The sequence below is a fragment of the Streptomyces sp. RPA4-2 genome, from assembly GCF_012273515.2.
GTDB classification, from domain to species: domain Bacteria; phylum Actinomycetota; class Actinomycetes; order Streptomycetales; family Streptomycetaceae; genus Streptomyces; species Streptomyces kaempferi.
The window spans coordinates 546,164-559,487 of sequence record NZ_CP050975.2; the positions used below are offsets into that span (position 1 = coordinate 546,164).

Sequence of the window (13,324 nt, forward strand, 5' to 3'; positions counted from 1 at the left end):
CTCAATGGAACGTATACGTCAGGAGCGGGCCCTGGACCGCAGCCGCCCGCGCCGCGACGTCCTGCGCCTGGCCGGCCTGGTCCTGCCGGCTCTCACCGCGCCCCCGTTGCTGGCGGGATGCGGAGCCGATCCCGCGAGCGGCGCGGGCAACGTCCTGCGGGTGTCGCAGCCCGGGGACCCCGTGACCATGGACCCGCAGAAGCAGGGCGACATGGTGTCGATGAACGCCCTGATCAACATGTTCGACACCCTGACCACCCGGGGCCGCGACAACAAGCTGCACCCGCGGCTCGCGCTGTCCTGGACCGCACGTGACGAGCGCACCTGGCGCTTCACCCTGCGCCCCGGTGTGAGGTTCCACAACGGTGAGGTCTGCGATGCCGCGGCGGTGAAGTTCTCCATCGAGCGGCTGCTCGATCCCAGGACCAAGTCACCGATCGTCGAACTGCGTTACGTGAAGAGCGTCTCCGTCGTCGACCGGCTCACCGTGGACGTCCACACCACGCTGCACGACCCGATCCTGCCGGACAAGCTCTCCCTCTTCGGCGGGGTGGTCGTCCCGCCGCGCTATCTGGCCGAGGCCGGGGACCAGGGGTTCGCCTCTCACCCGGTCGGCACCGGGCCTTTCACCTTCGTCCGCTGGCAGCGTGACCACGAACTGCGTATGCGCGCCTACCCTGATCACTGGGCCGGCCGCCCGCATGTCGACGAACTGGTCTTCAGCCCGGCGCCCAACGCCTCGTCCTCGCTGGCCGCCCTGCAGAGCGGCGGGGTCGATCTCGTGGCGGGACTCACCCCCGACGCGGCCCAGCAACTCCAGGGCTACACGGGCGTCACCCTGGACGGGTTCAGCGGGATCCGCACCTCGTACCTCTCCCTCAACACGCTGGACAAGGGACCGCTCAGCGACCGACGCGTGAGGCAGGCGCTCAACCACGCCGTCGACGTACCGCTGTTGATCAAAGCGGTCCTCGGCGGCAAGGCACGCGAGGTGCCCGCGATGATCCCGCGCGGCGCCTTCGGCTTCGACCCGTCCGTCAAGCCGTTCACGCGCTCGGTGCGGACGGCACGCGAACTGCTCGCCGCGGCCGGCTACCCCGACGGCTTCAGCACCACGCTCACCGCCTCCAACATCGACTCCAATGTCGCCGAGGCGCTGTCCGGACTCCTCGCCAAGGCGGGCGTGCGCGCACGGGTCGACCTCCTCGACCCCGGTACGTACTCCAGCCGGCTCACCTCCGCCAACCACGCGGCGCTCGGCCCGATGTATCTCGCCGCGAGCACCATCTGGACGCTGGACGGCGAGAGCATGATCCAGTCGAACGTGCGCAGCGACCGCCGGCAGAGCCGCTGGCACTCCAAGGAGGCGGACCGGCTCGTAGACATCGAGGAACTGTCCGTGGACCCGGCGGAGCGCACGAAGGCCTTCTCCGACCTGCAACGGCTGATGCAACGGGAGGCGCCCTTCGTCTTCCTCTACCAGCTCGACAACATCTACGCCCGCAACCGGAGCCCCCGCTGGAAACCGGGCCCCGCCGGCGTCCTGGCCATGGCGAGCGCGGAGGTCTCCCGATGACCGAACTCTCCCTCCGGCAGCCGCCGCACGCCACCCACGACGGCGGGCCACCACGCCCCCGGACCCGCGACCGGGACGCGGTACGGCTGCTGCGCACCGTCCTCGTCCGGCTCGGCACCGCCCTGCTCGTCCTGCTCTGCGCGGCGACCGTGTCCTTCTTCCTGGTCCGGCTCTCCGGGGACCCCGTCAAACTGCTGCTCCCGCCGGACGCGACCGCCCAGCAGGAAGCCGTACTGCGGGGCTCGCTGGGACTCGACCGGCCGCTGTTCACCCAGTACGTCGATTTCCTCTGGGGGCTGCCCCGCCTCGACTTCGGCAACTCCCTCTTCTACAACGAGCCCGTGCGCACCGTGCTCGCCGACCGGCTCCCCGCCACCCTCCAACTCGCCGCGGCCGCGCTGGTGGTGACCCTCGTCATCGCGATCCCCGCGGGCATCTTCGCCGCGATGCGACGCGGCCGGCCCTCCGACCGGGGCGTGATGACCATGGTGCTGCTCGGGCAGTCCACCCCGCCGTTCTGGGTCGGCATCCTGCTGATCCTGGTCTTCGCCGTCGGCCTGCACGCCCTTCCCGCCTCCGGCTACGGCACGTTCGCGCATCTCGTCCTGCCGGCGATCACCCTCGCGGTCTACTCCGTCGCCGTCGTCGCGCGGCTGCTGCGCTCCTCGCTGATCGACGTGCTGTCCTCCGATCACATCCGTACCGCGCGCGCCAAGGGCTTCGGACCGCTCAAGGTGGTGCTCACCCACGGCCTGCGCAACGCGTCCCTGCCGGTGGTGACCGTGGTCGGTCTGGAGGTCGGCAGCCTGCTGGGCGGCGCGATCCTGACCGAACAGGTCTTCTCCTGGCCCGGCGTCGGACAGCTGACGATCGAGGCCATCTCGCACCGCGACTTCCCGCTCGTCCAGGCCACCGTGCTGCTGTTCGCCGCGACCTTCGTCGTGGTGAACCTGCTGGTCGACCTCTCCTACAGCTTCCTCGACCCGAGGGTGAGGACGTCCCGATGACCGTCACACCACCGTCCGTCGCCGCACCGGCGGCCATGGCGGGACGCGGCCCACGCGCCGCCGCCCTGCGGACCCTGCTCCGCAACAGGCTCGCCGTCGCCGCGCTCGCCGTCCTCGCGATCATGCTGGTCTTCGCGCTCTTCGCACCGCTGATCGCCCCGTACGACCCCAACGCGCAGGACCTGCTCATGCGGTTGCGGCCTCCCGCCTGGCAGTCCGGCGGCAGCGGCGCCCACCCGCTCGGGACCGACCAGCTCGGCCGCGACCTGCTCTCCCGCGTCGTCTACGGCACGCGTGTCTCTCTCCTGGTCGGTGCGGGCGCCGCGCTGCTCGCCGGAGTGATCGGCACCGCGGTCGGCCTCGCCTCCGGCTACTTCGGCGGCTGGCCCGACCGGGTCCTCATGCGGCTCGCCGACGTCCAACTCGCCTTCCCCGCCATCCTGTTGGCTCTGGCCATCGTGGGCTTCCTCGGTTCCGGACTCTGGTACGTGATCCTCGTCCTCGGCTTCACCGGCTGGGTGTCCTACGCCCGCGTCGTGCGCTCCGAGGTGATGTCGCTGCGCTCACGTGACTTCGTCACCGAGGCACGCGCCATCGGTGTCACCGACAGCGTCATCATGCGGCGCCACCTGCTGCCCAACGTCATGGCCCCCCTCGCCACCATCGCCACCCTGCACGTCGCCGCCGCCATCGTGGCCGAGGCGTCCCTGAGCTACCTCGGACTCGGTGTGCCCAGGGAAACGGTCACCTGGGGCTCGATGCTCGCCGACGGCCAGCTCTACCTCGGCACCTCCTGGTGGGTCGCGGTGTTCCCCGGCATCGCCCTGATGATCACCTCACTCGCCGTCAACATCACCGGCGACGCCCTGCGCGACGTCGCGGACCCGAAGGCGTACCGCCCATGACAACCGACCGCGTCACACCCGCCCGCACCACACCCACCCGCACCACACCCGTCCTCGAAATCGACGGCCTGAGCGTCGACTTCCGCCTCGACGCCTCCACCGTGCACGCCGTCCAGAGCGTCAGCCTCCAGGTCGGCGCCGGCGAGACGCTCGCCGTCGTGGGCGAGTCCGGCAGCGGCAAGACGGCCACCGCGCTGTCCGTGCTGCGCCTCAACCCCGCACCACCGTGCGTCTACACGGGCGGTGAGATCCGCTTCGAGGGCCGCGACCTGCTCGCCGTGAGCGAGAAGGAACTGTGCGCGATCCGCGGCCACGACATCGCCATGGTCTTCCAGGATCCGATGACCAGCCTCGACCCTCTCCAGCGGGTCGGCACCCAGGTCGCCGAGGTACTGCGACACCATCGCGGTGTCTCCCGCGCCGAGGCCGCGGCAGCGGCGCTCGCCGCACTGGACGAGGTCGGCATCCCCGACCCCGAACGCCGCTACCGGCAGTACCCGCACGAACTCTCGGGCGGACTGCGCCAGCGCGTGATGATCGCGACGGCACTGGTGGGGCGGCCCCGCGTCCTCATCGCCGACGAGCCGACCACCGCGCTCGACGTCACCGTGCAACGCCAGATCCTGGATCTGCTCGTCGCACTCCAGAAACGGCACGGCATGGCCGTCGTACTGATCACCCACGACCTCGGAGTGGTCGCCGAGACGGCCGACCGGGTCGTGGTCATGAACGCGGGCCGGGTCGTGGAGAGCGGTGACGTCATGGACGTCTTCGACCACCCCGCCGAGGACTACACGCGTCGGCTCCTGGACGCGACCCCACGATTGGAGTCGGCATGACGCTGCTCGAACTGGACCACCTGCGCAAGGAGTTCGGTGGCAAGCCCCCGCATGTGGCCGTCGACGACGTGTCCCTGACCGTTGCCGAGGGGCAGACCCTGGCCCTGGTCGGGGAATCGGGCTGCGGCAAGACCACCCTGACCCGGCTGCTCCTGCGGCTGCTGGAGCCGACCGCCGGGAGTGTGCGGTTCGACGGACAGGATCTCGGGGCCCTCTCTCCGGCCCGGCTTCGCTCCGTGCGGCGTCAGATGCAGGTCGTGCTGCAGGACCCGTACTCCAGCATGAACCCGCGCATGCGGATCACCGACATCGTCGCCGAGCCGCTGGTCACCCATGACCCTCAGGCCCGTGGCCGGCGCGGCAGGGCCCGCACCCGCGAACGCGTCGGCGAGCTGCTGGAGTCGGTGGGGCTGCCGGCCGGGATCCAGGACCGCTACCCGCACGAGTTCTCCGGCGGCCAGCGCCAGCGCGTCTCCATCGCCCGCGCCCTCGCCCTCGAACCCCGCCTCGTCGTGCTCGACGAACCCACCAGCGCACTCGACGTCTCCGTCCAGGCCCAGGTTCTCGACCTGCTGGCGGACCTGCAACGGCGCCTCGGGCTCACCTACGTCCTCGTCTCGCACAACCTCGCCGTCGTCCGGCAGGTGGCCGACCGGGTCGCCGTGATGCGGCAGGGCCGACTGGTGGAGGTGGGCGACGCGGCCGACGTCTTCCGCGATCCGCAGCACCCTTACACCCGGCAGTTGCTGGACGCCGTTCCCCTGCCCGACCCGCGCCGCGCCCGCCGCGCCCGTACGGAGGCGGTCTAGAGGTGGGACAGCACCAGACCGGCGCCGCCCAACAGGGCGACGTCGTCCACGGCCGCCCCGCTCACCGACACCTGCGGCAACTCGGCCCCCGCCGAAGCGACATCGGAGCGCAGCCGCTCCTCGATGAGGGTGCGGAACCGTTCACCGCCCTCGCGTGCCTCACCGTGCAGGACGAACAACCCGGGCGCGAACAACTGCTGGATGTTGACCAGGCCCAGGGCCACGTTCTCGGCGTACTCCGCGACCGTCCGGCGTGCCGCTTCGTCGTCGCGCTCCACCAGCGCGGCGAGCGAGACGCCGTCGCCGAGGCCCGCGGCACACGCGCGGGCCCGCAGCCAACGGGTGGTGGCCACCGTCTTCCAGCATCCACGGCCGCCGCAGGTGCACGCGTCGCCACTGGCCGCCACCGTCATATGGGCGCCGCTGCGGCCCCCGGCCGGGGCGAGCACCTCACCGTCGTACAGGATGCCGACCCCCAGCACCTCACCGGTCGACACCGACGCGAACGTCCGGCGTCCGCGCCCGGCCCCGAACCAGCGGTCGCCGAGCACCTGCAGCCTGGCCCGGTGTTCGACGCGCACCGGCACACCTGTCAGCGCGCCGAGCCGCGCGGTCACGGGATAACCGTGCAGCGCCGGCACGTCGTTGACCTCGTTGATCAGGCCGGTGCCGGGGTCGACGAGCCCGGCGGCCGCCACACCCACCCCGACCAGGTCGTGTCCGTCGAAGGCTCCGGCGGCCAGCGCGAGCGCCGCGTCGATGTCGGCGGGCCGAGCCGTCGTCGCGTCGTACGACGCCTCGGCCCGCCGCACCACTGTGCCGGACATGCTCAGCACGGCCGCCCTGACCCGTCCGGGCACCAGTTCCACCCCACCGAGCATCCGTGGCGAGCGGGGCGCGACCGGCCCCGGCGCCGGCTCGGGAACCAACCGCAACGGAAAACGTTCATGGACCATGCGCCGACTCTGCCACGGCAGGGTTTCAGGGAGATAGCGCTGTGAGAGATCTGACCGAGCTGACCTGGCACGAAGTACGCGAAGCGGGCACGCGCGCGATCGCGCTGCTGCCCATCGGATCGCAGGAACAGCACGCCGCCCACCTGCCCATGGGCACCGACACCCTCCTCGCGGAGGCCGTACTCGACCGTGCGGCCGCGCTGCTCGCCGAGGACCCGGCCGGGTCCGAGCTGATCCGGCTGCCCGCACTGCCCTTCGGACACAGCCCGCACCACCTGTTCGCAGCCGCCGTCTCGCTGTCCGCCGCGACGCTGGGCGCCGTGCTCGACGATGTCCTCGACTCCCTGGTCACCAGCGGATACCGGCGGATCATGGTCGTCAACGGCCACGGCGGCAACGACGAGATCATGCGGCTCGCCGTGAAGCGCTTCGCGCTGCGCGCCGACGTCACCGTCGCCGCCTGCTCGTACTGGACGATCACGGCAGGGGACGGCGGAGCCGACGACGGCAGGCCCGAGGTCACCCCGGGACACGCTTACTGGTTCGAGACCTCCCTGATGCTCGCGGCCCACCCCGGCCTCGTCCGCACCCCGGTCGCGCCCCGGGCCCCGGTCGAGCCCCCACCCCTTTTCGACAACCCGCCGTATCCAGGCCTGACCGTGGAGCGCCACGGCGAGTGGGCGCGGGTCGGCGGATCGACGGACGACGCCTCCGGCGCCGACGCCCCGTCGGGGCGCCGGCTACTGGGCGACAGGGCCCGGGGACTCGCCCTGGCGATCCGTGCGTTCGACGCGGCCACCATCCGAACCGAGGAGAAGAATGAAGATCACTGACGTCGACGTATGGGTGGTCAACCTGCCCCTGGTCAATCCGTTCACCAGCTCGTTCGAGACCAAGACCGGGGAGACCCGCACGGTCGTGCGCATCCGTACCGACGACGGTGTCGAGGGCTGGGGCGAGACGATGTGGGGCCGGCCCGTCGCGGCGATCGTCCGGGCGATCGCCGACGATCTGATCGGCACCAGCCCGTTCGCCCTGGAGAGCTTCCACCGCAAGCAGCACATGGTGCCCTTCTTCCACGGCTACCTCGGATACGCGGCGATCGCCGCGCTCGACGTGGCCTGTTGGGACGCCATGGGCAAGGCGACCGGACAGTCCGTCACCGACCTGCTGGGCGGGCCCGTCCGGGACGAGGTCCCCATCACGGCCCTGGTGACCCGCGCCGACGCACCCGGCGCGCGTGCCGACACGCTTCCTGGACAACTCGCCGACCACGCGGCGCGGGTGGTCGGCGAAGGCGGGTTCGGCGCTGTCAAATTGAAGGGCAGCACCGACGTGGCGGGCGACGTCGCCGTCATGCGGGCACTGCGCTCCGCGCTGCCCGAGGTGAACCTTCGGGTGGACCCCAACGCGGCCTGGTCCGTGCCCGATTCGATACGCGCCGGGATCGCCCTCGAGGAGCTGGACCTCGAATACCTGGAGGACCCTTGTGTCGGTATCGACGGCATGAGCCAGGTGCGGGCGAAGGTGCGGATACCGCTGTGCACCAACATGTGTGTCGTACGGTTCGAGGACTTCGCCCCCGCCATGCGGCTGAACGCGGTCGACGTCATCCACGGTGACGTCTACAAGTGGGGCGGCATCGCCGCAACCAAGGCACTCGCGGCCCACTGCGAGACGTTCGGGCTCGGCATGAATCTGCACAGCGGCGGTGAGTTGGGCATCGCGACGGCCGCGCATCTCGCCGTCGTCGCCAGCACACCCGTGCTCTCCCGCGCGATCGACAGCATGTACTACCTGCACGCCGACGACATCATCGAACCCCTGCATCTCGAGGGCGGCCGCCTGCGGGTGCCGACAGGCCCCGGTCTGGGAGTGAACGTGGACGAGGAGAAACTGCGCCACTTCGCCGGGGTCAACGAGCGGGAAGGCGATCTGACCGGATGAGGAAGGAAGCGGTACACACGGGCGCCGCGCCCCGGCCGGCCGGAGCGTACAGCCAGGGCGTGGTCGCCGGCGGTTTCCTCCACACCGCCGGCTTCGGTCCCCAGGACCCGCGTACCGGGACGGCGCCCGAGGGCGTGGCGGACCAGACCCGGCAGGTGCTCCGGAACATTCGGGCGGTACTGGCGGAGCGGGGGCTGAGCCTGGCCGACGTCGTCAAGGTGACCGTTCATCTGCAGGAACTGCGGCGTGACTTCGCCGAGTTCGACGCCGCCTACCGGCCGTTCTTCGCCGAGCCCCACCCGGTCCGTACGACGGTCGGCTCGGACCTGATGAACATTCTCGTGGAGATCGACGTGGTCGCCGTCCTCCCCGACTGACGGGCAGTCCCGCGGGGTGGGGTATGGCGTGGGGACGGGTGGCCGGGACCGCATGAGCGGCCCGGCCACCCGTGGACGGAGCGTCAGATCGGCCGAAGACCCGGGCCGTCCCGTCGCCATGACGGACGAACTACCGCGGCTCACCGACCTCGTGGAGGCGTCCTCGCCGTCCGGCCGGTGAGCGTCCCGCCACCGCACAGCCCGAGTCCTGGCACGGTCGGTCGCCAAGGCTCGTGGAAGCCGTGACGTCAGCGGACGCGGGCCACCGCGCTGTAGATACCGCTGCCCTCCGCGACGGGCGCCGGGTCCGTCCTGAACCACTCCGTCGCCGTGACCAGTCCGGGATCGACCAGGTCGAGGTCGTCGAAGAACCGGGCGACCTCCGCGCGGGTGCGGAAGCCGAGGCGGATGCCGCCCTTGGCGTACTCGGCGGTCACCAGCTCCGCCAGCTCCGGGTACAGGTCGGACGATGCGTGCGACATCACGAGGTAGCTGCCGGTCGGCAGGGTGGCGACCAGGTCGCGGACGATGCCGTGGGCGTCCTGCTCGTCGGGGACGAAGTGCATCAGGGCGATCAACGACAACGCGATCGGGCGCTCGAAGTCCAGTACGGCGCGGGCACGTTCGAGGATCGCCGCCGGCTGGCGTACATCGGCCTGGATGTAGTCCGTGGCCCCTTCGGGACCACTGGTCAGCAGGGCTTGCGCGTGTCGCAGCACGATCGGGTCGTTGTCGGTGTAGACGATCTTCGCCGTAGGCGTGATCCGCTGGACTATCTGGTGCAGATTCGGCTCGGTGGGTATGCCGGTGCCGATGTCGAGGAACTGGCCGACGCCCTGCGTGGCGAGCCACGCGGCGGCGCGCTGCATGAACTGCCGGTTCTGCCTGGCCGCGTCGCGTGCCTCGGGCGGCAGCTTCTCGCCCACTGCCTCGTCGACGGGGTAGTTGTCCTTACCGCCGAGAAGCCAGTCGTAGACGCGCGCGGGATGCGCGTTGGCGGTGTCGATCTGCGGTGGCTGGGGGGTGTCGGTCGTCATGACGGGCTCCGGCGCACGAGGGGGATCATGGGTATTCCGCAGCATCGTACTCGGAGCGTGGCATCACCCCTTGTCCTGACCGGAGTTGGTGTCACGGTGGACGCGCGGCGGTCTCGGAGAGTGATGCCGTCGGGCGGTGGGGAAGGCACGAGGCGCCGTCTTCCGACGGGATGTCGGAGTACGGCGCCTCGAGGTGGAGCGGGTTCGCGGGTGGGGTCCGCGGTGCCACGGCGTCTACTTGGGGTCGCGGTCGAACTGTGCCTTCGACCAGCGGTGGCCGAGGACGCTCAGGCCCAGGCACCAGGCGAGGGCGATCCACCAGTTGTTTCCGATCCCGGTGCCGAGGAGGAGTCCGCGGAGGGTTTCGATGGCGGGGGTGAAGGGCTGGTACTCGGCGATGGGCTGGAACCAGCCGGGCATGGAGTCCAGGGGGACGAAGGCGCTGGAGATGAGGGGCAGGAGGATCAGCGGCATGGCGTTGTTGCTGGCCGCTTCGGCATTGGGGCTGCCCATGCCCATGCCGACCGCGATCCAGGTGAACGCCAGCGCGAAGAGCACCAGCAACCCGAATGCCGCCAGCCATTCCACCACGGTGGCGTCGGTGGAGCGGAAGCCCATGGCGACGCCGACGGCGCCGACGAGGACGACGCTGATGATCGCCTGCAGCACGCTGCCGACGACGTGTCCGAACAGCACGGACCCGCGGTGGATGGCCATCGTGCGGAAGCGGGCGATGATGCCCTCGTTCATGTCGGTGGCCACGGACACGGCGGTGCCGACCACCGTGGACCCGATCGTCATCAGCAGGATGCCCGGCACGATGTAGGCGATATAGGCGGAGCGGCCCGCGCCGCCGCTCATGGTGTCGCCGAAGATGTAGACGAAGAGCAGCAGCAGCATGACGGGGGTGAGCAGCAGGTTGAGGGTGAGGGAGGGGTAGCGGCGGGCATGGAGCAGGTTGCGGCGCAGCATCGTCGACGAGTCGCGCACGGCGAGGGAGAGGGAAGAGCTCATCGCAGGGCCTCCTTGGCCTGAGCCGGCTGGTTGGGCTGGTTGGGCACCGTGGTGGTGTCGGTCAGGGCGAAGAAGACGTCGTCGAGGTCGGGGGTGTGCACGGTCAGTTCGTCGGCCTCGATGCCGGTGGAGTCGAGCCGGTCGAGGAGGGAGCGCAGTGCGCGCTGGGTGCCGTCGCTGGGGATCTGCAGGGCGAGGGCTTCGTCGTCCCGGGACGCCTCGCGCAGTGCGAGGGCGGCGGACTGGTAGGCGGCCGGATCGGTGAAGCGGAGCCGGACGTGTCCGCCGGGGATCAGCCGCTTGAGTTCCTCGGCTGTGCCCTCCGCGGCGGTCTTCCCGTCGTGGAGCACCGCGATGCGGTCGGCGAGTTCGTCGGCCTCCTCCAGGTACTGGGTGGTGAGGAAGACCGTGGTACCGCCGGTGACGAGTTCGCGGATGATCTGCCACATGGTGTGCCGCGAGCGCGGGTCGAGTCCGGTGGTCGGCTCGTCGAGGAAGATGATGCGCGGGCCGCCGACCAGCGTCATCGCGATGTCCAGGCGGCGCTTCATGCCGCCGGAGTAGGTGGAGGCGGGCTTCTTCGCCGCCTCCACCAGGTCGAAGCGCTCCAGGAGTTCGGCGGCGGTGCGCCGGCCCTCGGCCTTGGACAGGTGGTGCAGGTCCGCCATGAGGAGCATGTTCTCCTCGCCGGTGATCAGACCGTCGACGGCGGAGAACTGGCCGGTGACACCGATCACGGCGCGTGCGGCCTGCGCCCGGGAGGCGAGGTCGTGGCCGCCGACGTGGATCTGGCCGGAGCCGGCGTCGGGGCTGATGAGCGTGGAGAGAATCTTGACGGCGGTGGTCTTGCCGGCACCGTTGGGGCCGAGCAGGGCGAAGACGCTGCCCTCGGGGACCGTCAGGTCGACGCCGTCGAGCACGACCTTGTCACCGTAGGACTTGCGCAACCCGTACGCCGCGATGGCCAGGTCAGTCATGAATGGGACTCCTTCGGAAGCTGCGAGCGGTGATCTGCCGTGGGTCAGATGCTGCGAGCGGTGATGTCGCCCTGGGCGGTGGTCGCCTGGATGGTCAGACCCGGGGTGCCGTCGGCGTTCTGGAGCGTGTTGTTGATCCGGCCGTAGCCGGTGCCGGCGTCCAGGGAGGCGGAGACGCCGCGGGCGGCGCCGACCGTGATGTCACCCGACTCGGTGCGCAGGGTGACGGTGCCGCGTGTGGCCTCGGCGATGTTCAGGTCACCCTTCTGAGTGCTGATCTCCGCGGGGCCGCCGAGCCGGCCGACGGAGATGTCGCCGGCCATGAGGGTGAGGCGGGCACCTGCGGTCTCGTCGAGTTTGACCGTGCCCTGGGCCCCCTCGAAGGCGACGTCGCCCAGGCGTCCGACGCCCCGGAACTCGCCGGCGGCCGCCTTCGCCTCGACGCGTGAGCCGACGGGAAGCTGGACGGTCACCTCGACAGAACCGGAGTTGCCCAGGATCCGGTTCTTCACCTCCGGTGCCTCGATGCGCAGGACGCCGTCGTCGTAGGCGACCTGGATCTGGTCCGCGGCCTTCACGTCGCGGCTCTTCGAGGGGTTCGCGGGCAGGACCTCAACGGTGGTGTCGGAGCGGTCGGCGGCGATGAACTGGATGCGTCCCGCGGGGATGTCGAGGACGGCCGAGACGGGGGCGGGGGTGTCGAACTTCTGCATCGTGCTCTCCTTCTCCTGCATCGCGCGCCCTTGCGGCCCGCGTTTTCCGATGAAGGAAACGCTACGTTGCATTCATAGATGCGACAACAGCCTTGTTGCGCGAAATCACTGTAGCCGCAGGTAGATGCGCGAAGTTCGTTGCAATAGTCCTGCAAGGAATGCAACGCCTCGCACGCAGGCCATTGCAATGGATTGACAGTGAACGCTAAGCCGGGACATCGCGGACGCGGCACAGTCCGCTCCCCGGACGGAGCACACCGCGGTCCGGCGTGTCCGCCTGCGTCAGAGCGGCCTGCTCGCGTCGACGCCCTCGGCTCCAAGGACGTTCAGAAGAGCCAGCGCCTCGGCGCCATGGGATCCAGGCGGTGCGGTGTACAGCACGAGGTACTGGTCGCTGTCCGGGAGCGTGAGCGAGTCGCAGTCGACGGTGAGTTCACCGACGACCGGGTGGCGGAAGGTCTTCGTGAGCATCGGCGCGGCCTGCACGTCGTGCCGGTCCCAGAGCCGGGCGAACTCGGGGCTGCCATCGCGGAGTTCGTCGACGAGTTCGGTCACCGCGGGGTCGGACGGGTACCGGGCGAGGGCGAGCCGGAGCCGCATGACGACGTGATGCCGGAACTCCGCGGCGTCGGAGACCCCGTACAGCGTCGCTCCGGAGCGGGCCGCCCCCAGGAAGGCCCGGCGCGCGAGGTTGCGGTCCTCCGGAGCGAGCGCGGCGAAGTCCTCCATGAGCGCGGCCGCGAGGTCGTTCCACGCGAGCACCTCGAACACGGCGGATGTCACGAAAGCGGCCGTCTGCGGCAGCCGTTCGAGGAGCGCGAGGATGCTGGGGCGGACGTCGCGCCGGTGCAGTCCGCCACGGCTCGGGGCGGTGCCCGCGAGGACGTGCAGGTGGTCGGACTCGGTGTCCGTGAGCCGCAGCGCGCCCGCGATCCCGGCGAGGACCTCACCCGACGGCCGCGGCGCCCTGGCCTGCTCGAGCCGGACGTAGTACTCCGTGGAGATGTGCGCGAGAACCGCGACCTCCTCGCGGCGAAGACCCGGTGTGCGCCGTCGCGAGCCGGAGGGGAGGCCGACGTCCTCCGGCCGGAGCCGCTCGCGACGGCTGCGGAGGAACGCCCCGAGCTCCTGCTTGTCCATACCCCAAGTCTGCACGCTGCGCGGCGG

14 protein-coding genes are annotated in these 13,324 nt (G+C 70.6%); 8 read left to right on the plus strand and 6 right to left on the minus strand.

The genetic code is table 11. From position 1 onward, the window contains the following. Positions 1-4: 4 nt before the first annotated feature. From HEP85_RS02110 to HEP85_RS02130, 5 genes are read left to right on the plus strand one after another with little or no spacing between them, the layout of a single operon-like run. On the plus strand, positions 5-1,576 hold the full coding sequence (locus HEP85_RS02110) for an ABC transporter substrate-binding protein (protein ID WP_168525653.1): 1,572 nt from the start codon (positions 5-7) through the stop codon (positions 1,574-1,576). After that, positions 1,573-2,583 carry an ABC transporter permease gene (locus HEP85_RS02115; RefSeq protein WP_168525655.1) on the plus strand — a complete coding sequence of 337 codons (1,011 nt, stop codon included), beginning with the start codon at positions 1,573-1,575 and terminating at the stop codon, positions 2,581-2,583. Before HEP85_RS02110 ends, HEP85_RS02115 begins: the two co-directional genes overlap by 4 nt. Beyond that, positions 2,580-3,488: an ABC transporter permease gene (locus HEP85_RS02120; RefSeq protein ID WP_168525657.1), complete on the plus strand. Its 909-nt coding sequence runs from the start codon at positions 2,580-2,582 to the stop codon at positions 3,486-3,488. The genes HEP85_RS02115 and HEP85_RS02120 overlap by 4 nt, the downstream gene beginning before the upstream one ends. Then, entirely contained in the window at positions 3,485-4,327 is an 843-nt protein-coding gene (locus tag HEP85_RS02125) for an ABC transporter ATP-binding protein (protein WP_168525659.1), read from the plus strand. The genes HEP85_RS02120 and HEP85_RS02125 overlap by 4 nt, the downstream gene beginning before the upstream one ends. Next, entirely contained in the window at positions 4,324-5,136 is an 813-nt protein-coding gene (locus HEP85_RS02130; RefSeq protein WP_329284623.1) for an ATP-binding cassette domain-containing protein, read from the plus strand. Before HEP85_RS02125 ends, HEP85_RS02130 begins: the two co-directional genes overlap by 4 nt. Here the strand turns inward: HEP85_RS02130 and HEP85_RS02135 are convergent. Continuing rightward, positions 5,133-6,017, minus strand: coding sequence for an ROK family protein (locus HEP85_RS02135; protein ID WP_168533212.1), 885 nt, complete (start codon positions 6,015-6,017; stop codon positions 5,133-5,135). The genes HEP85_RS02130 and HEP85_RS02135 overlap by 4 nt on opposite strands. Positions 6,018-6,133: 116 nt before the next feature. Here HEP85_RS02135 and HEP85_RS02140 point away from each other — a divergent pair, with 116 nt between their 5' ends. The 3 genes from HEP85_RS02140 to HEP85_RS02150 are packed head-to-tail and all read left to right on the plus strand — an operon-like array spanning position 6,134 to position 8,416. Then, entirely contained in the window at positions 6,134-6,925 is a 792-nt protein-coding gene (locus HEP85_RS02140) for a creatininase family protein (RefSeq protein WP_369657552.1), read from the plus strand. Continuing rightward, positions 6,912-8,039, plus strand: coding sequence for a mandelate racemase/muconate lactonizing enzyme family protein (locus HEP85_RS02145; protein WP_168525663.1), 1,128 nt, complete (start codon positions 6,912-6,914; stop codon positions 8,037-8,039). Before HEP85_RS02140 ends, HEP85_RS02145 begins: the two co-directional genes overlap by 14 nt. Continuing rightward, positions 8,036-8,416 carry a RidA family protein gene (locus HEP85_RS02150; protein WP_168525665.1) on the plus strand — a complete coding sequence of 127 codons (381 nt, stop codon included), beginning with the start codon at positions 8,036-8,038 and terminating at the stop codon, positions 8,414-8,416. The genes HEP85_RS02145 and HEP85_RS02150 overlap by 4 nt, the downstream gene beginning before the upstream one ends. A gap of 248 nt (positions 8,417-8,664) precedes the next feature. Here the strand turns inward: HEP85_RS02150 and HEP85_RS02155 are convergent, their stop codons facing one another. The 5 genes from HEP85_RS02155 to HEP85_RS02175 all read right to left on the minus strand — a co-directional run bounded on the left by HEP85_RS02155 (position 8,665) and on the right by HEP85_RS02175 (position 13,297). Continuing rightward, the gene (locus tag HEP85_RS02155; RefSeq protein ID WP_168525667.1) at positions 8,665-9,453 is read right to left on the minus strand and encodes an SAM-dependent methyltransferase; all 789 of its coding nucleotides are present in this window, start codon (positions 9,451-9,453) and stop codon (positions 8,665-8,667) included. 234 nt (positions 9,454-9,687) lie between these two features. Next, positions 9,688-10,467, minus strand: coding sequence for an ABC transporter permease (locus HEP85_RS02160; protein ID WP_168525669.1), 780 nt, complete (start codon positions 10,465-10,467; stop codon positions 9,688-9,690). Continuing rightward, positions 10,464-11,444, minus strand: a complete 981-nt coding sequence (locus HEP85_RS02165) for an ATP-binding cassette domain-containing protein (RefSeq protein WP_168525671.1) — start codon at positions 11,442-11,444, stop codon at positions 10,464-10,466. The genes HEP85_RS02160 and HEP85_RS02165 overlap by 4 nt, the downstream gene beginning before the upstream one ends. A gap of 44 nt (positions 11,445-11,488) precedes the next feature. Next, positions 11,489-12,157, minus strand: a complete 669-nt coding sequence (locus tag HEP85_RS02170; RefSeq protein WP_168525673.1) for a DUF4097 family beta strand repeat-containing protein — start codon at positions 12,155-12,157, stop codon at positions 11,489-11,491. 282 nt (positions 12,158-12,439) lie between these two features. Then, complete coding sequence (locus HEP85_RS02175; protein WP_168525675.1) at positions 12,440-13,297, minus strand: helix-turn-helix transcriptional regulator; 858 nt, start codon at positions 13,295-13,297, stop codon at positions 12,440-12,442. Between the last annotated feature and the right edge of the window lie 27 nt (positions 13,298-13,324).